This window comes from Streptomyces sp. NPDC042371 (assembly GCF_056437465.1).
Genome location: NZ_JBWKAP010000003.1, coordinates 248874 through 272733, shown reverse-complemented (window position 1 = coordinate 272733; position 23860 = coordinate 248874). Strand labels below are relative to the sequence as shown.

18 protein-coding genes are annotated in these 23860 nt (G+C 73.3%); 14 read left to right on the top strand and 4 right to left on the bottom strand.

Translation table 11 applies throughout. The features are described 5' to 3' along the window. Positions 1-249: 249 nt before the first annotated feature. From AC068B_RS10840 to AC068B_RS10825, 4 genes are all read left to right on the top strand, one after another. Complete coding sequence (locus AC068B_RS10840; protein WP_478670602.1) at positions 250-945, top strand: GAF and ANTAR domain-containing protein; 696 nt, start codon at positions 250-252, stop codon at positions 943-945. A 230-nt stretch (positions 946-1175) separates the two neighbouring features. Then, positions 1176-1862, top strand: a complete 687-nt coding sequence (locus AC068B_RS10835; protein ID WP_478670600.1) for a response regulator transcription factor — start codon at positions 1176-1178, stop codon at positions 1860-1862. A 46-nt stretch (positions 1863-1908) separates the two neighbouring features. After that, entirely contained in the window at positions 1909-2547 is a 639-nt protein-coding gene (locus tag AC068B_RS10830) for a Pvc16 family protein (protein ID WP_478670598.1), read from the top strand. A 29-nt stretch (positions 2548-2576) separates the two neighbouring features. Next, complete coding sequence (locus tag AC068B_RS10825) at positions 2577-4583, top strand: ATP-binding protein (protein ID WP_478671263.1); 2007 nt, start codon at positions 2577-2579, stop codon at positions 4581-4583. 106 nt (positions 4584-4689) lie between these two features. Here the strand turns inward: AC068B_RS10825 and AC068B_RS10820 are convergent, their stop codons facing one another. The 3 genes from AC068B_RS10820 to AC068B_RS10810 all read right to left on the bottom strand — a co-directional run bounded on the left by AC068B_RS10820 (position 4690) and on the right by AC068B_RS10810 (position 11229). Next, entirely contained in the window at positions 4690-6066 is a 1377-nt protein-coding gene (locus AC068B_RS10820) for an RICIN domain-containing protein (RefSeq protein ID WP_478670597.1), read from the bottom strand. Positions 6067-6071: 5 nt separating this feature from the next. After that, the gene (locus AC068B_RS10815) at positions 6072-7673 is read right to left on the bottom strand and encodes a peptidoglycan-binding protein (RefSeq protein ID WP_478670596.1); all 1602 of its coding nucleotides are present in this window, start codon (positions 7671-7673) and stop codon (positions 6072-6074) included. A 97-nt stretch (positions 7674-7770) separates the two neighbouring features. Beyond that, positions 7771-11229: an AfsR/SARP family transcriptional regulator gene (locus tag AC068B_RS10810; protein ID WP_478670594.1), complete on the bottom strand. Its 3459-nt coding sequence runs from the start codon at positions 11227-11229 to the stop codon at positions 7771-7773. 553 nt (positions 11230-11782) lie between these two features. Here AC068B_RS10810 and AC068B_RS10805 point away from each other — a divergent pair. The 4 genes from AC068B_RS10805 to AC068B_RS10790 are packed head-to-tail and all read left to right on the top strand — an operon-like array spanning position 11783 to position 14477. Further along, a complete protein-coding gene (locus tag AC068B_RS10805) occupies positions 11783-13369 on the top strand; it encodes a phage tail sheath family protein (RefSeq protein WP_478670592.1) in 1587 nt (528 codons plus the stop codon). A 54-nt stretch (positions 13370-13423) separates the two neighbouring features. Next, positions 13424-13867 carry a phage tail protein gene (locus tag AC068B_RS10800; RefSeq protein WP_356249695.1) on the top strand — a complete coding sequence of 148 codons (444 nt, stop codon included), beginning with the start codon at positions 13424-13426 and terminating at the stop codon, positions 13865-13867. Continuing rightward, positions 13867-14313, top strand: coding sequence for a hypothetical protein (locus tag AC068B_RS10795; protein WP_468567400.1), 447 nt, complete (start codon positions 13867-13869; stop codon positions 14311-14313). The genes AC068B_RS10800 and AC068B_RS10795 overlap by 1 nt, the downstream gene beginning before the upstream one ends. Beyond that, a complete protein-coding gene (locus AC068B_RS10790) occupies positions 14310-14477 on the top strand; it encodes a DUF6760 family protein (protein WP_167355695.1) in 168 nt (55 codons plus the stop codon). Before AC068B_RS10795 ends, AC068B_RS10790 begins: the two co-directional genes overlap by 4 nt. 714 nt (positions 14478-15191) lie before the next feature. On the opposite strand, the gene AC068B_RS10785 is transcribed toward AC068B_RS10790, so the two are convergent. Then, positions 15192-16034 (bottom strand): hypothetical protein, encoded by an 843-nt coding sequence (locus tag AC068B_RS10785; RefSeq protein ID WP_478670590.1) that lies wholly within the window; start codon positions 16032-16034, stop codon positions 15192-15194. 988 nt (positions 16035-17022) lie between these two features. Between AC068B_RS10785 and AC068B_RS10780 the strand changes: the two genes are divergently transcribed. The 6 genes from AC068B_RS10780 to AC068B_RS10755 are packed head-to-tail and all read left to right on the top strand — an operon-like array spanning position 17023 to position 23696. Continuing rightward, positions 17023-18090 carry a hypothetical protein gene (locus AC068B_RS10780; RefSeq protein WP_478670589.1) on the top strand — a complete coding sequence of 356 codons (1068 nt, stop codon included), beginning with the start codon at positions 17023-17025 and terminating at the stop codon, positions 18088-18090. 50 nt (positions 18091-18140) lie between these two features. Further along, complete coding sequence (locus tag AC068B_RS10775) at positions 18141-18578, top strand: phage tail protein (protein WP_150186695.1); 438 nt, start codon at positions 18141-18143, stop codon at positions 18576-18578. Between the two features lies 1 nt (position 18579). Further along, positions 18580-19338: a CIS tube protein gene (locus AC068B_RS10770; RefSeq protein WP_478670586.1), complete on the top strand. Its 759-nt coding sequence runs from the start codon at positions 18580-18582 to the stop codon at positions 19336-19338. Further along, positions 19338-21257, top strand: a complete 1920-nt coding sequence (locus AC068B_RS10765) for a VgrG-related protein (protein ID WP_478670585.1) — start codon at positions 19338-19340, stop codon at positions 21255-21257. Before AC068B_RS10770 ends, AC068B_RS10765 begins: the two co-directional genes overlap by 1 nt. Before the next feature lie 57 nt (positions 21258-21314). Further along, complete coding sequence (locus AC068B_RS10760; protein ID WP_468567408.1) at positions 21315-21728, top strand: GPW/gp25 family protein; 414 nt, start codon at positions 21315-21317, stop codon at positions 21726-21728. Positions 21729-21734: 6 nt separating this feature from the next. Further along, entirely contained in the window at positions 21735-23696 is a 1962-nt protein-coding gene (locus tag AC068B_RS10755; RefSeq protein WP_478670583.1) for a putative baseplate assembly protein, read from the top strand. Positions 23697-23860 lie beyond the last annotated feature (164 nt).

Here is a 23860-nt window from a genome sequence, read left to right as displayed (position 1 = left end):
AAAACACAGCCTGAGCTGCGGTTGCGTGATCAACTGTCGGACGCGGCGCACAGCCTCCGCGGGAACGCTCTCCGTCTCCGGCGCGCCTCTACAACGTACAGCGAACTCTTCGGACACACTTGGGAATTTTGCCCCGTCGAACGGGCCCGGACCAGGCACGGAGCGGGCCGGTCGCACGTGGTCGCGAGGCTCGCGCGGAAAGCTGGGCAGGAGAGGGATGCTCAGGCGTCGGGAGAACGGAGAACGGTTGTGGACTGGGTCCGGTTCGGGAAGCAGATGGCGGCGATGTCGCGGGACCTGCTGGCGCAGACCTCGGTCGACGCCACGCTGGAGCGGATCACCTCGTCGGCCACCGAGCTGGTGGCGGGCTGTGACGCGGCGGGCATCCTCATCCTGCGCGGCAAGGAGGTGGAGACCCTCGCCCCCACCGACCGGCTGGTCGTCGACAGCGACCGGCTGCAGGCGCGCAACGGGGAAGGGCCGTGCTTCGACGCCGCACGCAAGGTGAACGGAGAGCGGGTCTTCCGCATCTCGGACGCCACCCGTGAGCAGCCGCGCTGGCCCGCGTACGCCTCCGAGGCGCGTGCGCTGGGCGTCGGCAGCATGATGGGTTTCCTGCTCTTCACCGAGGACGAGGACCTGGGCGCGCTGAACCTCTACTCGCGTCAGCCCGGCGCCTTCACCGAGGACGACGAGACGGCCGGCGTGCTCCTCGCCTCGCACGCGGCCGTCGCCTTCTCCAGCGCCCGCACGCACGCCCAGCTGGAGCGGGCCATGAGCACCCGGCACACCATCGGCGAAGCCATGGGCATCCTGATGGGCAGACACCACCTCACGGAGGACGAGGCCTTCGACGTGCTGCGCCGCTATTCACAGGAGAACAACGTCAAGCTCCGCGACGTGGCGGAGCAGGTCTGCGCACACGGCGTGTTCTCGCCCCCGTGAAGCGGGCGCGGCTTCCCCGGCTCATGGCCGAACCAGGGAAACCTGGGCCGGCGCAGTCCCCCCGGGGGGAACGCTGCTGCACCCGCCCTGCACTCCAAGTCCCCCGTACGACGGTCTTCACTCACCCGTCGGCACCGGTAAACGGTCCCGTTGATTCATCGGCAATCATTTGTTGATTGCTTCCGAGCACCCTGTGCCCGTCGCTATTCGGGGGAAGACAGGGAATTTCAGTGTCGGATACACGTATCTCGGTGGCCGTACACGCCACCGACCCCCTCAGCCGGGCCGGGGTCATCAGCCACCTACGACACCAGCCCACCGTGGAACTGGTGGACCGCGCCGGAGACGGCTCGCCCGCACCGCCGCCCGGCGCGGCGCCCGCCACCGCGACGGAGCGCGTCGCCGTCATGCTCGTGGACCGGCTCGACGACCCGGCGGGCAGCGAACTGCGCCGCCTGGCACGGTCCACGGAACAGCGCGTCGTACTCATCGCCACCGAGCTGCGCGAACCGGAACTGCTCGCGGTCGTCGAGTACGGCGTGCGGGCCATCCTCTGGCGCCACCAGGCCACCCCGCAGAAGCTGCTGCGCGCCGTGCACAGCGCCGCGCGCGGCGAGGGCGAGCTGCCGCCCGACCTCATCAACCGGCTCATGACGCAGCTGGGCCGCCTCCGGCTCTCGGCGCTCGACGGCTCGCCGTCCGGCGCAGGCACCCTCGTGCCGACGCTGGGCATGGCGCCGCGCGAGGTGGACGTGGTACGGCTGATCGCGGAGGGGCTCGACACCAAGCAGATATCGGAGAAACTCGCCTACTCCGAACGCACCGTGAAGAACGTCCTGCACGCGCTGATGACGCGCCTGCAACTGCAGAACCGCGCGCATGCCGTCGCGTACGCGCTGCGGGAGGGGTACATCTAATGCGGCGACCGAACTGCTTCCCATCGACCCTGCGGGGAGCCCGGCCGTGATCCACGAAGTAGACGAGGCGCTGCGCGGGCTGCTGCGCGGGGCGCTCCCGGAGGGGACCGGCGAGGTCGTCTTCGAGGCGCCGACCCGCGACTGGGCGGCGCGGCGCAACGCTCCGACGCTCAACTCCTATCTGTACGACATACGCGAGGACGTGGCCCGCCGCGAGCGCGGCGCGTACGCGGAACGGGGCCCGGACGGCATCGTGCTGCGCCGACGGCAGCCGCCCCGCTGGTTCCGGCTCTCCTACCTGGTCACCGCCTGGACCAACCGCCCCGAGGACGAGCACAGGCTGCTCTCCGCGGCCCTCGGCACGCTGCTCGCGCACGAGCTGCTGCCGCCGGACCGGCTGCCCGCCGCGCTCGCCGCGCTGCAGGCCACGCTGCCGCTGTCCGTCGCGGTGCCGCCGCCCGAGTCCCGGTCCATCGCCGACATCTGGTCGGCGCTCGGCGGTGAACTCAAGCCGTCCCTGGACGTGGTGATCACCGTGCCGTTCCCGGTGTCGCCCACCTACGACGTGGCGCCGCCGGTCACGGAAGGCGCGGTCGTGGGCGTCCGCAGCATCGACGGAGAGCAGAGCGAACCCCGGCCCCGCATGCTGCGCAAGCAACGGGACGACGGGACGGGAGCGCAGTGAGCGCCCACGAGGTGAGCGCCCACGAGGCGATGGCCCTGCGGCTCGATGCGCTGCGCGGCCGCGTCGCGGAGCTCGTCGAGCGGCGCGCCGCCGACGACCCGACGGCCGCGGACCCGCTCCGCGGCATGTACGTGACGCCCGAGACGGCGCTCCGCCTGGCCACCGCTCCCTCACCGGCCGCGCCCTCGCCGGAGCCCGCGGCGCACCCGGAGGGCGGGGCGCAGGACGGCTCCCCCGACCCGCTGGACGAGTTGGCCGGGCAGTTCGGGCTGAGCGTGCTCGACCGGCGCATCCTGCTCGCCGCCCTCGCCCCCGACGTCGACCGCCGCTTCGAGCCGCTGTACGGCTACCTCAACGACGACGTCGGGCGCCGCCGCGCCACGGTCACGCTGGCCCTTGACCTCGCGGGCACCGGACCGCACGATCCGCTCGCCCGCCACCGCTTCCACCCCCTCGCACCGCTGCGGGCCGGTGGCCTGATCGTCGTCGAGGACGAGGACCGGCCGCTGCCGGGCCGGGCGCTGCGCGTACCGGAGCGGGTGGTGGCACAGCTGCTCGGGGACGACGCGCTGGACCCGGAACTCGTCGACGGCGACGTCGAGTTGCTCGACGCAGGAGAGACCGGACCCACGCACCCCCTGGCGATCCGCATCGCCGCCCTCGCCGCCGAGCGGCCGCTCAGCGTCCATCTGCGCGAGCGCAGGGAGGGCACCGCCGCAGGACCGGTGGCGGACGCGCTGCGGGCGGCCGGACGGCCCGTTCTGTGGCACCGGCCCACCGCGGCGGCGGGCGACGGCGCCGCCGCGACGGCCGTCGCACTCCTGCGCGAGGCACGGCTGCGGCGGGCCGCGCTCGTCGTGGGACCGCTGCCCGCCGCCCCCGGACCCCTGATGCGGTCCCTGACGGCGGGCGACGTGCCGGTGGTGTTCTTCGGCAGCGAGCCGTACGACCCCGGATGGGCGCCGGACGCCGGGCTGCTCGCGCTCGACGCGCCGCAGGACGGCATCGACGCGCCCGCCACGTGGCAGACCGAACTCGCCCGGCACATCCCCGCCCACGAGCCCGACTTCGACCTCGGCGAGGCCGTCGCGCCCTACCGCCTCAGCGGGACGCAGATCAGCCGCGCCGCGCGGGACGCCGCCGAGCTGGCCGCCTTCGACGGCACCGCGCCGACCGTCGCGCACCTGCAGCGCAGCGCCCGGCTGCAGTCGGCGCCGCTGCTCGACAAGCACGCCCGGCGGATCCGGCCCGAGGTCGGCTTCGCGGACCTCGTGCTCCCTGACGAACCGCTGGGCCTGCTCAACGAGCTGACGCTGCGCGCCAGGCACCGCGACAAGGTGCTCGGCGAGTGGCGGCTGCGCACCGGCGGCGGGCGCGGGCGCGGCGTCATCGCGCTGTTCGCCGGGGACTCCGGCACCGGCAAGACGCTGTCGGCGGAGGTCGTCGCCGGTGAACTCGGCCTCGACCTCTATGTGGTGGACCTGTCGGCGGTCGTCGACAAGTACATCGGCGAGACGGAGAAGAACCTGGAGCGGATCTTCGTGGAGGCGGACCGCACGGACGCGGTGCTGCTCTTCGACGAGGCCGACGCCGTCTTCGGCAAGCGCTCGGAGGTCAAGAGCTCGCACGACCGGTACGCCAACCTGGAGAGCGCGTATCTCCTGCAGCGCCTTGAGGCGTTCGACGGGATCGCCGTGCTGACCACCAACCTGCGGGCCAACATCGACGACGCGTTCACCCGTCGGCTCGACCTGGTGGTCGACTTCCCGTTCCCTGACGTCGAGCAGCGTCTCGCCCTGTGGCGGACCTGCCTGGCCGGTACGCCCTGCGCACCGGACCTGGACGGGGAACTCACGGCCTGCGCCAAGGAGTTCGAGCTGTCCGGCGGAGCCATCCGGTCGGCCGCGGTGACCGCCGCCTACCAGGCTGCGGGACACGGCGGGCCGGTGTCCGGCGCGGACGTACGGGCCGGGGCGCGGCGTGAGTACCGCAAGATGGGCCGCCTTGAGCCGGGGACGCACCTGCCCTGGCAGTAGGGGCCGACACGCTCCGGCCCCCAACGCCGCAGCCGCCCCGGTCACTCCGTGCCGGGGCGGCTGCGGTCACGCTGCTACTCCTGCCGGCTACTGCTTCTGCCGACTGCTACTTCTCCCAGTCGGAGAGCGTCCAGCCCATGCTGTTGCGGTCGTCGCACTTCCACGTGACCGCGCTCTTGTCGTTCTGCATGTCGACGATGCACTCGCCGGAACGGACACCGACGATCCGCACCAGTCCGTCGGCGCGCCGCTCCAGCTTCCACTTCTGGTTGTCCGGCAGTCGGCCGCTCCTGATGTTCTCCGGCGGCGCGTGGAAGATCTGGACGATGTTGGTGTCCACCTTCTGGTCGATGATCGCGCCCGGGGCGTTCGCGGCCTCGATGGAGTAGGTGTCGGACTCGGGGTAGTGGTGCAGGATCCACTCCTGGTTCTTCCCGAACTCGTCCGTGAGGGAGGGGTTCTGGCCGACGTAGGTGCCGTCCTCCTTCGCCCCCCGCTTGACCTCCAGGTACCAGCCGTTGCCCTCGTTGCTGCGGATGGTGTGCGTCTTGGGGCCCTTCGGCTTCTCGTCCTTGTCCCCACCACCGCCGCCGCCACCCGCATCGGGGTTCGCGGGCTTGTCCGCGGGCTTCTCCGGCTCCTTCTCCTCCTCCTTGGAGGGGCTCGCGGAGGGACTCGGGGCCTGCTTCATGCCGTCGCCCTGCGGCAGCTCACGCTGCTCGCCCTGCTTCTCCCTGGCCTGCGAGGACATGGCGGGCTTGTGCTGGAACCACATCACGGCGAACGCCAGGCCCAGCGCGAACAGCACCGAGAACACCGCCATCGCCCAGCGCGGGATCACCGAAGGCTGGACGTACGTGCCGCGCAGCTCCACCGGCTCGGGCACCCCGGCCCGCAGCACGGACACCGTGAAGGGGTGCTTGCGGGTGCCGCCCACCCAGCTCACCGCGCCGGGCTTGATGCTGAGGTCGGCGAATCCGGCGCGACCCGGCGCGACCTGGACCGATCCCGGCTCCGACTCGACCTCCAGCTCCTCGCCGTTCTCACGGCCGGAGAAGGAGGCCGTGAGCTGCTGGTTGCCGAGGTTGTCGACGGCCACCGACGCCTTGGCGCGCAACCGTCCGCGGACGATCAACGGAAGCAGTTCCGTACGGAGTTCGGCGAACGGTCCTACGGTGACCTGGCCCTCGGCGACATCCACGGTGTGCGGGGTCTCGCGGGGCTGCACCCGGACGCCGAACGGGGTCGGGCCCGCCAGGGCGTCCGAGGTCCGGGGCGGGGCGAACTCCACCTGGGCGGTGCCCTCCGCCCCCGGATACAGGCGCAGGACGTCGGGCTGCACGCGGGTCCAGCCCGCCGCGGCACCGACCACCTGGAGGCGGTACTCCTCGACGGTGTCGCCGGTGTTGCGCACCCGCAGCCGCACGCTCGCGGTGGCGCCGGGCTCGACGGTGGTCGACGCTGGTTCGAGAGAGGTCCACATGCCGCTCACCGCCCTGTCACGCCGGGGTTGTTGACGCTGCCGCCGACGAGGGCCTGCAGGGTCGCGCTGTCTGCCGTGCCGGTCGCCGGAAGGCCGACGGAGGCCTGGTAGTCCTTGATGTGAGCCGCCGTGTTGTCGTTGTACCTGGCCGTGGTGGGCGCGCTACGGCCGTTCTTGAAGTAGTCGACGCCGTACTCGGCGTACGCCCGGTCGCGGTCCAGGTCCTTGTCGCTGATGCCTGCCTGCGAGGCCCACCAGAACGCGGCCTGGAGCTGTACGACCTCCCAGCTGTCGGCGCCGGAGCGCACGGCGTCGGGCCGGATGCCCTGCGCCCACAGCGAGGTGAGGGTGGCACGGCCCAGCGTGCCCTCGTCGTCCGTCTCGAAGATCTGAGCGGTGTTGTTCCCGGAGTTCTGGCCGGTGCGGACCACGGCCTTCTGGTAACAGATGAGTTTTGCCTCTGTGTTGGAGTCGATGACGCCTGGCGTCCAGTGGCCGGTCAGTGTGCAGGGGTTCTTCGAGCCGAGCGCGGCGAGGCGGCGCTGGGCGTACTCGACGACGACGTCCGGCGCGTAGCCGCGCCGCCACGGCGGGCCCGAGCGGGCCTTGCCGCCACCGCCGCCGTCCGACTTCGCCTTCTCGCCGGTGCCGCCACCACTGCCGCCCGACGAGCCGCCGCCTCCGGAGCCGCCGCCGCTGGTTCTCTCCTCGCCGCCGCCACCGGAGCCCGAGCCCGTACCGCCCTGGCTGCCGCCGCCCGCCTTCTCCTTGGGAGGCGGCGGGGCGTCGTCGAGCTTGTCCTTCTCGCCGCCCTGCGCGACGGCGGCGGGCGGGCCTGCCGCCTGGTTCTCGCGCGCCGAGCCGCTGAAATCGGGCGCGTAGGTCAGCCAGGCCACGACGGACGCGACGGCGAGCGCCGCGAGCACGCCGCCGAGGGCGAGCAGCCGACGGGGCAGCACCGGGCGCTGGTCGAAGCTGCCCGGCAGCTCGTGGCCCTGCTCGTCGCCGGAGCGGCGCACGGAGACGGTGAGCGGGTGTGCCTGTCCGGAACCCGTCCACAGCACCTGGTTCGGGCGGATGGTGAGCTTCGCGAACGCGGCGCGGCCCGGCGCCACCTGCACGGCGGTGGGGTCGACCTCGAAGGCGAGGCGGCCCGCGTCGTCGCGGAGGGTGAGGGCCGCGGTCAGCGGGGTGTTGCCGAGGTTGTCCACGGCGACGGAGGCCCGGCCGCGGAAACGTCCCACGATGGTGGGCGGCACGAGTTCGGCGCGGATCTCCGAGAAGGGCGTGACCGTGACCTGCCCCTCGATCACGTCCCGGGCCTCGGGGTTCTCACGGGGCTCGACGCGGATGCCGAACGGCGTGGGTCCCGCTGCCGCGTCGGGCGAGCGGGGCGGCGCGAAGGAGACCTCGGCGGTGCCCTCGCTGCCGGGGTAGAGCCGCAGCACGTCGGGCTCGATCCGGGACCAGCCCGCCGGGGTGCCGACGACCCCGAGCCGGAACTCCTCCACCGTGTCACCCGTGTTGCGTACGCGAAGCCGCACGGTCGCCCGGCCGCCGGGGTCAACGGTCACGGCCGCCGGGTCAAGGGAGTTCCACCACGTCATACGGGCACGGTAGAGGGCACCTCCGGGTCTCTCCTTGTACGAAAGGGCGACGTCAAGGGCAGGCACTGCTGCCCTCGCGGACGGCCTCCCGGACGGTTCAGCCGGACGCGGAGAGCACCGGCCCCCGCACACCGGCGCCCGGTCTCAGCGTGGCGAGCAGTCCGGCGATCTCGTCGGCCTCCAGGGCGCCGCGCCGCTCCATCACGCGGTGCGCGATCCGCAGGGCGGCTCTGGCCCGTTCGAGGTCGCCGATGGCGAGCAGCGCCCGCCCCCGCGCGGCCATCGCGAGCGCATGGCAGAACGCGTCGCCCAGTTCGCCCTCGACGGCCAGCGCCGCGTCCGCGCAGCGCATGGCCTCGCCCGGGCTGCCCTGTTCCAGTTCGCAGTACGCGAGCCGGGCCCAGCACAGCGCCTCCCAGCGCGGGTTGCGGGCCGCGCCGTGCAGGCGCTGCGCCTCGCGCAACTGCTCCGCGCCCGCGGCCGCCCGGCCGTCCCCGAGCAGCGCACAGCCCGCCTGGTAGAGGACGTGCGCGAGCGTGTGCGTGCTGCCCGATCTGCGGGCCTGGCGCACCGCTTCGTCGATCGCGGTGTCCGCGGCCGGGCGTCTGCCCAGGGCGACGTACGCGCGGGCCATGTGCGACAGGATCCGGATCCGGTCGTCGTGCCCGCCGAGCGCGCCGAATCTGGCGTACGAGAGGCGCAGTTGCTCAAGGGCCTGGGCGTAGCGGCCGGTGCCCATGAGGACGATGCCCAGCTCGTGGCTGCCCTCGGCGCCGACGAGCAGGTCGCCGCAGGCCGCGGCGAGGTGCAGGCTCTCGCGCAGCGCGTGCTCGGCGCGGCCGTAGGTCTCGGTGCCGTAGTGCGGGGCGCCGAGGAGCCGCAGGGCGCGGGCCGCGGACCGGTCGTCGCCGTGTCTGCGGGCGGTGCGCAGGGCCAGTTCGGCGAGGGGTTCCAGGTCGCGGTGGCGGGCGGTACCTGCCACCAGGTGGGACCAGGCGGTGAGCAGGTCGACGACGGGACGCAGACCGGGCGGACATCGCGGATCCGGTACGTCTGGGTCCGCCGCCTCATCCGGGACGTGCCGCAGGGCGTTCTCCGCGGCGTCGCACAGCCGGGAGTGCGCGACGACCAGCCAGTCGTGCGCGGCGGCCTCGTCGGGCAGTGCCTTGCCCGCGGACGCGGGGCTGTGCAGCAGTTCGGGCAGCACGCTGTGCGGCTTCGTGCGGCGGATCGCGGTGATGACGGTGGCGAGGACGTAGTCGAGGAAGCGCAGCCGGGCGGCGGCGCGGTCCCGCGCGCTCTCGCGCAGCTCGCACTGCCGTCGCGCGAAGAGCCGCACCAGGTCGTGGAAGCGGTAGCGGTCCTCGCCGTGCAGCTCCATGAGCCCGGCGTCGACCAGCCGCTCCACCGCCTGCTCCGCCTCCTCCTCGCTCACGCCGAGGAGCGCGCCCGCGGCGCCGCGGCAGAACGACGGCATGTAGCAGAGCGAGACCATGCGGAAGGCGTGGGCGAGGCCCGGTTCCAGGGCCTCGTACCCGAGCCGGAAGGTCGCCTCGACGCCCAGGTCGTCCACCCGCAGCTCGTCCAGCCTGCGGCGCTCGTCGCGCAGCCGTGCCACGAGGTCGGCCATGGGACGGCCGGGCCTGGCGGCCAGGCGGGCGGCGACGATGCGGACGGCGAGCGGCAGCCCGCCGCAGACCGCGACCAGTTCACGGGCGGCGTCCCGCTCGGCGGCCACGCGCTCCGCGCCGACGATGGCGCAGAGCAGGCCGAGCGCCTGCGGCTCGTCCATCGTCTCGACGTCGACGAGACGCGCCCCGGGCAGGGTGATGGTCCGCGAGCGGCTGGTCACCAGGACCGCGCAGCCCGGGGCGCCGGGCAGCAGCGGCCGCACCTGGGCGGTGTCGCGCGCGTTGTCGAGGAACACGAGCATGCGGCGCCCAGCCAGGAGCGAGCGGTAGAGGGCGGTCTGCTGGTCGATGCCGTCGGGCACGGCGCTCTCGGGGATGCCGAGGGCGCGCAGGAACCCGGTGAGCGCGCTGCCGCTGTCCACGCCGGGCGCCGGGTCCGCGCCGCGCAGGTCCACGTACAGCTGCCCGTCCGGGAACTCGTCTCGTAAGGCGTGTGCGACGTGCACCGCGAGCGCGGTCTTGCCGACGCCGCCGAGCCCGGTGAGCGTGGCCACGGCCATCGTGCTGCCGGACGTGGCGGAACGCAGCGTCTCGGTCAACATCCGCACCTCCCCCTCACGCCCCGCGAAGTCGGGCACGTCGGGGAGGAGCTGGGCGGGGGTGAGGGGGGCGACGGAGCCACGCACGGGGCCGGGACTGGTCGCGCCCACGGGGGCCGCCCCGCTGAGGGGGAGGGGGCGGGCGGCTAGGTCGGCGGGGGGTGTGGGGCTCGGGGGTGGCGGGGGGACGGGGTGGGTGGGTGCGGCGGCGGGGTTGGGTTGTGCGGCGCGGGGGTGGATGGGTGTGGCGCCGGAGTGGGGCTGCGGGGCACCGGTGTGGGGCTGTGCGGTGCCAGGGCCGATGTATGCGGCGGGGCGGAGTTCTGCCGGGTTGGTGCGTATTCGCGTGGGTTTCGGTGCGGGGTGGGTCGGTGTCGTGCCTTGTGTTGTTTTGGTCGTTGTCCGGTCGCGGGGCGGACGTGCGGATATGTGGGGGCGTTGCTCGGTGGCCCGCGGTGGCGCCGGGTGCGGGGAGAGCCAGGGGAGGGCGGCGGGCGGCAGCGGTGCGCCCCTCAGCAGGTCCTCGTGGAGTGCGGCGAGCTCCTTGCCCGGGTCCACGCCCAGCTCCGTGGCGAGCGTGCGGCGCGTCGTCTCGTACACCGCGAGCGCGTCCGCCCTCCTGCCGCCCCGGTGCAGGGCGAGCATGAGCAGGGCCTGGGCGCGTTCCCGCAGCGGGTGCTCCGCCGCGAAGACGCTCAGGGGGGCCGTCGTCTCGCCGTGGCAGCCCAGTTCGAGCGCGCAGGCGAAGAACTCCTCCTGCGCGGTGACGGAAAGCTCGGTGAGCCGGTCGCGCTGGCGCCGGGCGTAAGGCCCGGGCAGCCCGGCCAGCGGGGACCCGTCGGACAGCGCGAGCGCGGCGGTCAACTCGGCGTAGGCGTCGGCGTGTTCACCGGCGACGCGCAGCGAACGCGCCGCGGAAACCCGGTCCTCCAGCTCGCTCGCGTCGAGGGCGCCGCGCGGGAGGCGCAGCGCGTAGCCGTCCCCCGCCGACACCAGGAGCCTGGCGGGTTCACGGGCCCGCCGGTCCGGTTCGAGAAGGGTGCGCAGCCGGGAGACGTACGTACGCAGCGTGCCGATCGCACGCGGCGGCGGCGCCTCGTCCCACAGCGCGTCCACCAGCTCCGCCGCCGACACCGGCCGCCCACCGCGCAACAGGAGCGCGGCCAGCGTCGCGCGCTGCTGCGGCGGCCCGAGCGTCAGCGCCTGCCCGTCGCGCCAGGCCCGCACCGGTCCGAGGACCTGGAACCACAACGGCCCGCCCAGATCCTCCCGGTCGGCTTCCCTCTCGCCGTCCCGGCCCGTGCGGCCGCCCGCGTCACCCCGCATCGTCAGCCCGCGCCCCTTGCCCTGTGATGCACCGCGAAGTGCCCGTTCGTACGCGCCGCGCATGGCCGTACGCACCAAACGTTACGTCAGCCTCATGAGTCCCCCGACTCCCCCGGGGTACTTGTGCCCCCTTGTTGACCAGGTATTGACATCACGGTCACACCGGACGGGGCATATGCGCCACCGACCGATCGCATTCGGCCGGGCCGGGCGCCGCGCCGAACCGCCTCCCGCCGACCCGTTTGCCCGCTGCCCCGGACCGATGACCGGACGGGCAACACACCCCCGGCGGATCCGGCCCGACCGCGCACCACCACGAACCCACCGGTCGAAGACGGCCGCCCGACGGCTGAACGGGCAGCGGCATCTGCCCTCGCTGACGTCCTTCCGTCTCTACGCACCGGCCCGCGCGTGAGGCATCGTCGACACGGTACGAACCAGCGGGGACCGGCACACGGCCGGCCACAGGGGGAACGAGCGGCAGCCGCACCGACGCGCATCGCCGGTCGCCCGCCACACCCTCGCCACCCCTCGAGCCTTGGAGCACAGCAGCATGCCCAACTACCTGTCCCCCGGCGTCTACATCGAGGAAGTCGCCAGCGGCTCGCGCCCCATCGAAGGTGTCGGCACCTCCGTCGCCGCCTTTGTGGGACTGGCGCCGCGGGGACCGCTCAACGAGCCGACGCTGGTGACCAACTGGTCGCAGTACGTGGCCGCGTTCGGCGAGTTCACGGACGGGTACTACCTGGCGCACTCCGTGTACGGGTTCTTCAACAACGGCGGCAGCGCCGCGTACGTCGTGCGCGTCGGCGGCACCGACGCGGCCGAGCCGCAGCAGCAGGCGCCCGCGCCCACCCAGGCTCCCAAGGAGCTCACCGCGGGCCAGCCCGTGGCGCTCGGCGCCTTCACGGTGTCGGCCATCACCTCCGGCACCACGGACGGCGGCGCGCTGACCGTCGAGGTGCAGGACGGCGAGGGTGAGGGCGCGGCCGACCGCTTCAAGCTGATCGTCAAGGACGGCGACAAGGTCGTCGAGAACTTCGACGTCAGCTCGAAGAAGACCGCGCGCAACTACGTCGTCACGCAGGTCAAGCAGCGGTCCAAGACGATCACCCTCGAGGAGTCCGCGACCGGCGGCCAGCTGGCCAAGCCCGACGCGCAGACCGTGACCCTCGCGCCGCCCGCGCCCGCCACCCCCGCCGTGCCCGGCTCGAACGGCCAGGTCGCACGCGTCGAGACCGCCCAGTTCATCGGCGACTCCGCGGACCGCACCGGCTTCGGCGGCCTGGAGGCGCTCGACGAGGTCAACATGGTCGCGGTGCCCGACCTGATGGCCGCCTACCAGCAGGGCCTCATCGACGAGGAGCAGGTCAAGGCGGTCCAGCTCGGCCTCATCTCGCACTGCGAGCTGATGGGCGACCGGATGGCCATCATCGACCCGCCGCCGTCGCTGAACGCCCGCCAGATCCGGCAGTGGCGTCAGGAGCTGGCCGGGTACGACTCGCGCTACGCCGCCCTCTACTACCCCTGGATCAAGTCCTTCGACCCGGCCTCGGGCCAGTCGGTGGTCGTGCCGCCGTCCGGCCACATGGCGGGCATCTGGGCGCGCAACGACGCCGAGCGCGGTGTGCACAAGGCTCCGGCCAACGAGATCGTGCGCGGCGCCGTGGACCTGGAGCTGCAGATCACCCGCGGCGAGCAGGACCTGCTCAACCCGGTCGGCGTGAACTGCATCCGCGCGTTCCCCGGCCGCGGCATCCGCGTGTGGGGCGCCCGCACGATGGCGTCCGACCCGGCCTGGCGCTACCTGAACGTGCGCCGCTACTTCAACTACCTCGAAGAGTCGATCCTCATCGGCACCCAGTGGGTCGTCTTCGAGCCGAACGACCACGCCCTGTGGGCGCGCATCCGGCGCAACGTCTCGGCGTTCCTGGTCAACGAGTGGCGCTCGGGCGCCCTGTTCGGCCAGCGCCCCGAGGACGCCTTCTACGTCAAGTGTGACGAGGAGACGAACCCGCCGGAGTCGGTCGACCTCGGCCGCGTCGTCTGCGAGATCGGCATCGCGCCGGTCAAGCCCGCCGAGTTCGTGGTGTTCCGGCTCGCGCAGTTCTCCGGCGGGGGCGGCGAGCTGGAGGAGTAGTCCGAGCAGTACCGCACGCCACCACCAGAGCCACCATCACAGGAGTGAACCCCCTTGTCCCTTCAGCCCGGTGACGCCCTCACCACCCACAATTTCGGCCTGCAGATCGACGGTGTCATGGTCGAGTACCTGCAGGAGGTCAGCGGCCTCTCCATGGAGCAGGACGTCATCGAGTACCAGCAGGTGTCGGCGGACGGAAAGCCCGTCGTGAAGAAGATGCCCGGCGTGAAGAAGGCCGGTGAGTGCACGGTCACCCGCGGCATGACGCAGAGCCCCGTGTTCAGTGAGTGGATCAACAAGTCCATTCAGGGCGACATGGGCTCGGCGCGCAAGAACGCGACGATCATGATGATGGACTACCAGAACAACCCGGTGAAGCGTTACAACCTGCGCGCCGCCTGGTGCAGCAAGGTGGAGACCAGCGGGGTCAAGGCGGGCGACGCCGCCGCGCTGACCGAGCAGGTCACCATCGTCTTCGAAGAGCTGGTCATCGAATAATGCGGCGCGAGGGCCCGGCAGGGACGATCGCGGGGGCGGGCACGGCGCCCGGCGCTGTGACGGGCGTCCGCGAACCGCTGCGTACGGAATTCGAGTTCGAGTTGCCGCGCGGGTTCGTGGACGAGTCCGGCACCGTGCACCGCAACGGCGCGATGCGGCTCGCGACGGCACGTGACGAACTGGTGCCGCTGCGGGACGTGCGGGTGCGCGAGAACCCCGCCTACCTGTCCGTGGTGCTGCTGGGCCGGGTCATCACCCGGCTCGGCACCCTCGGCTCCGTCCACGACGGCACGGTGGAGAACATGTTCGCCTCCGACCTGGCCTTCTTGCAGGACTTCTACCGGCAGATCAACGCGGAGGGCCACACCCGTGCGGCGGTGGCCTGCCCGCACTGCTCGGAGTCCTTCGAGGTGGAGCTGGCCGGGAGCCGCCTGGGGGAATCGTGACGTACGCGGCCGACCGCATCGAGGAGGAAGTCGCGTACCTCGCCTACCACTTCCACTGGGGCATGGACGACATCCTCGACCTCGAGCACGCGGACCGGCGCGCGTACGTGGGACGGACCGCCACGTTGGTGGAGCAGGCGGAGGCGAAGGCGACCGGTCGGTGAGTCGAGGTAAGTGATGGGCTTGTTCAGGTGGCGGCGGGGGTCGCGGGACGAGGCGGTCGCGTCGGGTGCGGGTGCGCCGGACGCGGGCGTGGCGGACGCGACCGACTCGGGCTCGGATACGGGTGCGGGTACTGACGTCGGCGCGGGTGCCGGTGCTGGCGGCCGTGGTGACGCGTGGGCGGCCGTGCCGCCGGTCCAGCGTGTGCTCTCGGCGCCGCGGACCGTCGCCGAGCAGGGCTTCGGCGCGATGCTCGCCACCCACCAGAACCCCTCCTTCGGCGGCGAGTTGGGGCACGCGGTGCGCTCCTCGGCGCCCGGAGGTCTGCTCCACAACGTCCTGACGCCGGTGGCGGGCCGCCCGGGGAACCTCGACCTGCCGTCGCTGCGGCTGCCGGTACGGGGCCTTGGGGAGGCCGGTGCGGAGGAGCAGGCGTCGGGCTCCGGCGAGGGCGCGTCGGCGGGAGGCTTCACGCCGAGCGCCGCATCGCCGGTTCCCGTCGCCCGTACGAAGACACCGTCGGGCAAGCCTTCGCGTGCAGCGGCGCCGGTGCAGCGGTCCGCCGCGTCCGCGGCTGAATCTGCTTCTGCTTCTGCTTCTTCTACGTCCGAGACCGCACCGCTCGCCGGTGCGCGGGCCCTTCCCGTTCCTGCCAACTCCGGTTCCGGTTCCGCGTCGGGCTCCGTGCCCGGCGGTGGTGAGGCAGGGACTCGGCGTCAGGCGCCAGGGGTGAGTGCCGCGGCGACTTCCCCCGCCGTGCCTGCCGTACCCGCCGCGCCCGTGGTGCAGACGTCGCGGGCCACGCGGCGCTCGCCGCTCATCTCGGCGGCGCCTGGTGTCGTTCCGCAGCGGCAGTTGTTCCCCGTCGGGGCGACTCCTACGAGGACCGAAGGCGGTCCCGACGTCCGGGCCACCGATGTCCCCGGGGCAGTGCCCCCCACCGGCCCGGGTGCGCCTGCCGCGACCGCGGCCACGGACCCCGTCGCTGTACGGGCGGACTCCCCCGTCCAGCCCGTACAGCGGCGGCCTCGCATGCGCCGGGTCTCGCGCACGCAGCCCGGCAGCAGCAACGGCGGCGGCACGCCGACGAGTGACCCGGGCCCAGGCCCGGGCCTCCCCCTCGACCAGCCGCCCGCCCCTGCCCCGGCGCCGCAGCCCGGCCCGCGCCAGAGCGCACCGGCCCAGAAGCCGACGACCGACAGGCCCGCGACAAGCTCCCGGCCTGCCGCGACTCCCGCCCCGGCTGCCCCGGCTGCCCCGGCTGCCCCGGCCGCCCCGCCCGTCCAGAAGTCGGCGAAGGCCGGGCCCGCAGCTGCGCCCACGCCTTCACCCGCCCCCGCGGCAAGCGGTCGGCCCCACAACCAGCCGCCCGCCCCGGCACCGCAGAGCACCCCGCAGCAGACCCCGACCGACGCGCCGACCGCGCCGGTCCAGCGGTCGGCAGCCAAGGGACCCGCGCCCACGCCGTCACCTTCACCGGCGCCCAGTCCCGCTGCCGCGCCCACTCCCACGGCAAGCGGCCAGACCCGCCCGCGCCGCACCGCGATCGGCGCACCCATCACACCCACACCCGTGACGCCCGCGCCTGTCGCCCCCGCGCCCATCACCCCCGTGCAGAAGTCCGCAAGCGACGGAGCGACACCAGCCCCAGCCCCTGCCTCTGCCCCCGGCCCCGCCCCGGCACCGCAAAGCCGCCCGAGCCACACTCCGGCTCCGAGCCACGCACCGGTGACACCTGCGCAGAGGCCGACGACCGGCGGCAGGCCTGCACCCACATCCGTACCTGCACCCGCGCCCGCGCCTGCTTCCACTCCCACGGCAAGCGGCCAGAACCGCCCGCGCCGCACCGCGATCGGCGCGCCCATCACCCCGGTGCAGAAGTCGGCCAGCGGCGAACCCGCACCCCGCACCGCCCCCGCACCGACCCCGCAGAACCCCACGCACCGGCCGTCGACCGACGCACCGGTTGCACCAGTTGCACCGGTCGCACCGGTCGCACCGGTCGCACCGGTCCAAAGGTCGGCGAACAACGGGCCCGCCCCCACGCCCACATCCTCACCCTCCCCAACGTCCTCACCCTCCCCCGCTGCCGCCCCCACCCCCGCGGCAAGCGGCCAGAACCGCCCGCGCCGCTCCCCCATCGGCGCGCCCATCACCCCGGTGCAAAAGTCGGCCAGCGGCGAACCCGCACCCCGCACCACCCCCGGCCCGACCCCCCAGAACCCAACGCACCAGCCCCCGGTCACCCCGGCGACACCTGCACACAGGTCGGCCACCAACGGACCCGCCCCTACGCCGCCCACCCCCGCAGCAAGCGGCCAGAACCCCACGCACCAGCCCCCGGCCAACACCCCGGCGACACCTGCGCCCAGGTCGGCTGCACACAGGTCGGCCACCAGCGGACCCGCCGCCACGCCGCCCACCCCCGCGGCAAGCAGCCAGGACCGCCCGCGCCGCTCCCCGATCGGCGCACCCATCACCTCGGTGCAGAAGTCGGCCCACGCCGGACCCGGACGAGCACCCACGCCTCCTCCCGTGCCGTCCCCCATGCCGTCCCCCGCGCCGCTCAACCAGCAGCCGCCCGCCACCACCCCCGGCCCGGCACCGCAGAGCCGCCCGCACCAGACCCGGCCGAGCGCGCCGGTCACCCCCGTCCAGAAGTCGGCAAGCAGCGGCCCCGCACCCACCCCTGCGCCCGCCCCCAAGCCCACCCCGGCCACGGTCCCGGCCCCGGCCCCGCAGCAGCCGCGAACACAGGCACAGGCGACGGCAACGCCCCACCCGCACTCCCACTCGTACCCCCAGCCCCAACCACTCCCCGTCGTCCCGATCAACCGCCGCATCGCCCCCGGCAGTTACCGGCCCGCGGACCTCCTCACCGCTCCCCCTCGTCCCCTGTCCCCCTCCCGGGGCCTCACGACGCAGACCTCGCACGCGCCTCACGCACCGCACACCCCGGTACCGGGCGCCCCGACCCCGGCAGCAGCCACCCCCGTAACGGCTCCCGCTCCCACTCCCGCGCCCGCCGCCGTACCACTGCAGAAGTCAGCAAGTACCGGACCCCGGACCGGCGGGACCAGCGGAACCGGCGGAACCGGCCGGCCCGGCGCACCCCGCAGCGGCGCCGCCGCCTCCGGACCCGCCGCCCCCGTCGTCGTACCGCTGGCCAAGCCCAACCCCCAGGCGAGCCGTCCCGCGCCCACCCCCGCCCAGACCCCCGTCCGTCAGACGGTCATGGCCCCGGCCGTGCTCCCCGTCCAGCGGCGCGCGGCACCCGCACCCGCCCCTGCACCCGCCGAGCCCGCACAGCCGCAGCCGCAGCCGCAACCGGCCCCCGCGCCTCGGCAGCAGACCACGGTCTCCCGGTCCACCGCCGGAGCCACCGGCACCGGCGCCGCGGAGACCAGGTCGGCCGCACCCGCCCAGACCCAGCACCAGGCCCAACACACCGGCTCCGCCTCCGAGTCCGGCGCCGACCCCGTCTCCGAATCCGCCGCCCCCGCCGATCTCGACGACCTCGCGCGGCGGCTCCTCGCTCCGCTCTCGCGTCTGCTCCGTGCGGAGCTCCGCAGTGACCGCGAGCGGGTGGGCCGACTCCGGGACCACGGCCGCTAGCAGCGGTCGCGTCCCACCGTCCTCCGCCACCTCCACAGCAAAGAGAAACCATGCCCTCGCCCAAGGACCCCGGCTCCACCGTCTTCTTCAAGCTCACCATCGACGGCCAGGACCTCGGCCTGTTCAACGGGTGCGACGGGCTCTCCTCCGAGGTGGAGGTGGAGCAGCGGCAGGAGGGCGGCAACAACGGGTTCGTCTGGCAGTTGCCCACCCGCGTGACCTTCTCCACCATCCGGCTCACCCGGCCCCTGACCGCCGACACGGCCCGCGTGGCCGCCTGGATCTCGTCCATCGCGACCGGGATCTCGCGGCCCACCGCGCAGATCGCGGCCCTGCGCGCGGACGGTTCCATCGTCGCGCAGTGGGGGCTCGTGGAGGTGCTGCCCGTGCGCTGGCAGGGGCCGAGCCTGAGCCCGGACAGTCCGGCCGTGGCGACGGAGACGCTGGAGATCGCGCACCACGGATTCACCGACGCGGGAGGTGCCTGAGATGGCCGCGCCCACCGGCGGCAAGGCAGGCGCGAGCCTGGTCCGTGCCGCGCTCGCCATCCACCAGCCGCCCACCGACCTCGGCGGGTCGATGGGCGGGCGGATCGGTGAGGTGGAGTTCCAGTTCAACCCGACGCAGCTGCAGATGGCGCGGTCCGCGGAGTGGCGTACGCAGCGTGCCGTCGCGTACACCCGGGGCGCCCCGCCGAAGTTCACCGGCGCCGCCCCGGCCACCCTCCAGCTGGAGGTCTTCCTCGACTCCTCCGGCACCCCCAACTCCGGGAAGGTGCAGAAGCAGGTCGAGATGCTCCTCTCGTGCTGCGAGGTGACCCCGCAGAGCGTCACCTCCAAGCGTCCTTCGCCGCCGTGGGTACGGTTCTCGTGGGGGTCGTTCAACACCGTGCAGTTCGTGGCGTACGTGACCAACGTCAGTGCCACGTACACCCTCTTCAACCCGACCGGTGAGCCGATCCGCGCCACCTGCTCGCTCGCGCTCACCGAGGTCTCGATGCCCACCAAGGGGCAGAACCCGACCTCCGGCGCGCTCTCCGCCCGCCGTGTGCACCGCACCGTCGCGGGCGACTCGCTGGCGTCGCTGGCCTGGCGGGAGTACGGCGACGCCACCCGATGGCGGCTGATCGCGGAGGCCAACGACATCGACGACCCGATGCGGCTGCGGCCCGGCACCGAGCTGCTGCTGCCCGCCGCCGACGAGGCCCGGCCCGGCTCTGTCACCACCCCCGCGCACGTGGAGTCCTGATGAGTGAGAAGACGTACACGAGCGTCCTGCACGCCGAGATCGGCGGATCCGTCCTGCCCGACAAGCTCGCCGTGCTACTCGTGGAGGGCTGGGTGGACGCCAGCGTGAACGTGCCGTCCGCCTTCCAGCTGACCTTCGCCGACACGGGCGGCGACATCCTGGAGAAGTTCCCGAAGATCAAGGTGGGCGCCGAGGCCGTCCTGTGCCCGTTCACGGACGGTGTGCGCGGCAAGCCGATGCTGACCGGTGAGGTCACCGCCCTGGAGGTGGACTCGGACGGCGGCGGCAAGTCGCTCGTCGTGCGCGGCTACGACCCCGGGCACCGGCTGCTGCGCAACCGCCGCGTGCAGGGCTTCAAGAACATGACGGCGTCCGACATCGTGCGCCGCGTCGCCGCCGCCAACAAGGTGAAGATCGGGAAGATCGAATCCACGCCGACGGTGTACGAGCTGGCCACCCAGCCGAACATCACCGACTGGGACTTCCTCACCCGGCTCGCCCAGGAGAACGACACCCACCTGTCCTTCGACCAGGACGGGAAGCTGAGCTTCGCCAAGCTCGCGCCCGCCTCGGGCGCGCCGTCCGACTCGACTCCGGCCGCGCAGAGCCCGTACGTCCTCGAATTCGGGCACAACGCGCTGCACAGCCGGGTCGCGGTGACCGCATCGGGGCAGGTCGCCACGGCCGGGGTCCGGGGCTGGGACATGCGGGCCAAGCGCGCCCTGTCCATGCAGTCCCCGGCGATCCGCAGCAAGGACATCGTCGCCGACATCACCCCCGCGCAGCTCTCACAGCCGTTCGGGAAGGCGGAGCTGACCGAGACCGGGACGCCGTACACCACCCAGGCCCAGGTCACGCACGCCTCGAAGTCGTTGGCGGACGACGTGGCGGGCTCCTTCGCCGAGATCGAGGTGGCCGTCACCGGCAACCCCGACCTGCGGCCGGGGCGGCCCGTGGCGCTGAAGGGGGCCGGGTTCCCCTTCGAGGGGAAGTACACGGCGACCGGCGTGCGCCACATCTTCGAGTCCGGGCGGCAGTTCACGACGTGGCTGACCGTCTCGGGGCGCCAGTTCCGCTCCCTGTACGGCCTCGCCTCCGGTGGCACGGAGGCCGCGCCGACGATGCCGGGCGTCGCGATGGCGCTGGTCAGCAACGCCAAGGACCCGCTCAGGCTGAACCGCGTCAAGCTGCGCTTCCCGTGGCTCTCCGACAAGTACGAGAGCGACTGGTGCCGCATCGCGCAGATGGGCGGGGTCAAGGGCGGCGGCCTGATGATGCCCGAGGTGGGCGACGAGGTGCTCGTCGCCTTCGACCGGGGTTTCCTCGAACATCCCTACGTGCTCGCCGGGTTGTACAACGGCAGGGACAAGCCGACGCCCAGCACGGACGGGCTGCAGCCGATCGACCCGACCAGCGGCCGGGTCAACTGGCGCTCCATCTCCTCGCGCAGCGGCCACACCATGGAGCTCATCGACGCCAAGTCCCGCATGAAGAGCGGCATCAGGCTGCAGACCGGCAACGGCCGCCTCACCGTCCACATGGACGAGACACGGACCAGCGTGACCATCCGCAGCGACGGCTCCGTGTCCATCTCCGGGACCCGCAACGTCAGCATCAGGGCGGGCGGCAACCTGTCGCTGACGGCGGGCGGCTCGCTGACGATGAGTGCGGGCGGCGCGGTCGACATCAAGGCGGGCGCGAAGTTCGGCGTCAACGCGGGCGGCATGGCGGACATCAACGCGACCGGCGTCGTCAGCCTCAAGTCGGCGGGCGCGGTGGCCGTGAACGCGGTCGGCGCGGTCTCCGTCACCGCGGCGGGCGCGGTGGCCGTCAACGCGGGCGCGGCGGCCGCCATCACCTCACCGGCCACCGTCGCGCTGACCGCACCGGCGGTCCTGCGCAACGGCCTGCCGTTCTAGAGGACTTGAGGGACTTGAGGGAGTTGAGGGACATGTGCCTCGAGGGGGTCACAGGACATGAGTGAGCAGTTCGTCGGTGCGGGCTGGACCTTTCCGCTGCGTACGAGCGCCGGGGGCGGCATCGCGCTGGCCCGGCGCGAACGCGAGATCGAGGAGTCGATCCGTCTCGTGCTCGCCACCGCGCCGGGCGAGCGGCCGATGCGGCCCGAATTCGGCTGCGCCGTCCACGACATGGTGTTCGCGCCGGTCAACGAGGCGACGGCGGGACGGATCCGGTACGAGGTGCGGTCCTCGCTCGACCGCTGGGAGCCGCGCATCGATGTCCTGGACGTCGAGGTGAGCCCGGCGCCCGACGAACCGTCCGTCCTTTTCATCGACGTGAGCTACAGCGTGCGCGGCACCAACAATCCGCGCAGTCTCGTCTTTCCCTTCTATGTGATCCCGTCCACGGAATCAGAGAGCGGAGTCTGAAGTCCGATGGCCCTGCCCGCACCCCACCTCGACGACCGGCGCTTCCAGCAGTTCGTCGACGACGCCAAGCGCTACATCCAGCAGCGCTGCCCGGAGTGGACCGACCACAACGTCTCCGACCCGGGAGTCACCCTCGTCGAGGCCGTCGCGCACATGGCCGACCAGATCGTCTACCGGCTCAACCGCGTGCCGGAGAAGAACCACCTGGCCTTCCTCGACCTGCTCGGCGTCACCCTCTTCCCGCCCTCCGCGGCCCGCGCGGAGGTCACCTTCTGGCTCTCCGCGCCGCAGCCCGAGTCGGTGGTCCTGCCCTCGGGGACGGAGGTGGCGACCAGCCGCACCGAGACCGAGGAAGCGGTGGCCTTCGCCACCGAGGACGATCTGACGGTGGTGCCCTGCGAGCTGTCGGCCGTGCTGCGCCAGGAGGACGGCAGCACGCCGCAGGACTGCGGGCAGGACATCTTCGGCGGCCGTGACGTGGCGGCCTTCGCTGAGTCGCCGCGCCCCGGTGACACGCTGCTCTTCGGGCTCAGTGCGGCGGTGCCGCGGTGCGCGGCGGTGCTGCAGCTCGACAGCCGGGTGGACGGCGTGGGCGTCGACCCGCGCCAGCCGCCGCTGGTGTGGGAGGCGTGGACCGCGGACGGCTGGACCGAGTGCGAGGTGGACGAGGACTCCACCGGTGGCCTCAACCGCCCCGGCGACGTCGTGCTCCACATCCCCGCAGGTCACATCGTGTCCCGCATCGGGCGGCAGGACGCGGGCTGGGTGCGCTGCCGCGTCATCGAGGCCGCGAAGGGCCAGCCGTTCTACAGCGCGTCGCCCACCGTGCGGTCCGCGGCCGCCTTCACCATCGGCGGCACGACCGCCGTCGCGCACGCGGACGTCGTACGCGACGAGCTCCTCGGCGACTCCACGGGCGTGCCCGGACAGCGCGTCCGGCTGGCCCAGGCGCCGGTGGTCGCCGACCGGCCGCCGCTGGTCCTGGAGGTCTCCGACGGCGAGGGGTCGGGCTGGGCCGAGTGGCAGGTCGTCGACGACTTCGCCTCCTCGGGTCCGTACGACCCCCACGTGACGCTGGACGCGGCGACCGGCGAGGTCGCGTTCGGCCCCGCGGTCCGCGAACCGGACGGCTCGCTGCGGCAGTTCGGCGCGGTGCCCCAGAAGGGCGCGGCGCTCCGCGCGACCCGTTACCGCACGGGCGGCGGCCGCACGGGCAATGTGGCCCGCGGCGCCATCCAGGTGCTGCGCAGCTCCATTCCGTACGTCTCCCGGGTGGAGAACCGGGAGGCGGCGCGCGGCGGCGTGGACGGCGAGACGGTCCAGGAGGCCAAGGTCCGCGCGCCGATCGCGCTGCGCGCGCAGGAGCGGGCGGTGACGGCGCGCGACTACGAGGAGCTGGCGCGGCGGGCCGCGCCCGAGACCGCGCGGATCCACTGTCTGGCCGCGGACTCGGCGGAGGCCGGGGAGAACGCGGTCCGCGTCCTCGTCGTCCCCCAGGCCGTGCCGGACCGGGGCGGCAGGCTCCGCTTCGAGCAGCTGGTGCCCGGTGAGGAACTCCTCTCCCGCGTCACCCAGTTCCTCGACGACCGCCGCCCGCTGGGCACCCGCCTCTCGGTCGGCCCGCCCTACTACCAGGGCGTCACCGTGGTCGCCACGCTCCACTCCTTCCGCGCCGCACAGGCGGAGCGCGTCCGCTCCGAGGCGCTCGACGCGCTGTACGCCTACCTCGACCCGCTGACCGGCGGGGCGCACGGCGAGGGCTGGTCGTTCGGCCGTCCCCTGCGCGCGGGCGAGATCTTCGCCGCGCTCCAGCGGGTGCCTGGCGTGGAGCTGGTCGACGAGGTCCTGCTCCACCCCGCCGACCCCCTCACCGGCCGCAGGGGCGACGCGACGGACCGCATCGAACTGGCTCCCTCCGCCCTCCTGTTCCCCTTCGACCACCGCGTCCGCGTCATCGAGGCACGATGACGGGCGGCACGGAGAACGACCCGAGGCCGAAGGGCACGCCTTCGGCGGCGGAGCCCGACGGACGGACGGGACACGCGCAGGAGCTGCCCGCGGAGGTGGGGCCCGCGGAGGCAGGGCCCGCTCAAGGTGCAGGTACCGGTTCCGACCCCGCGCAAGCGGGACAC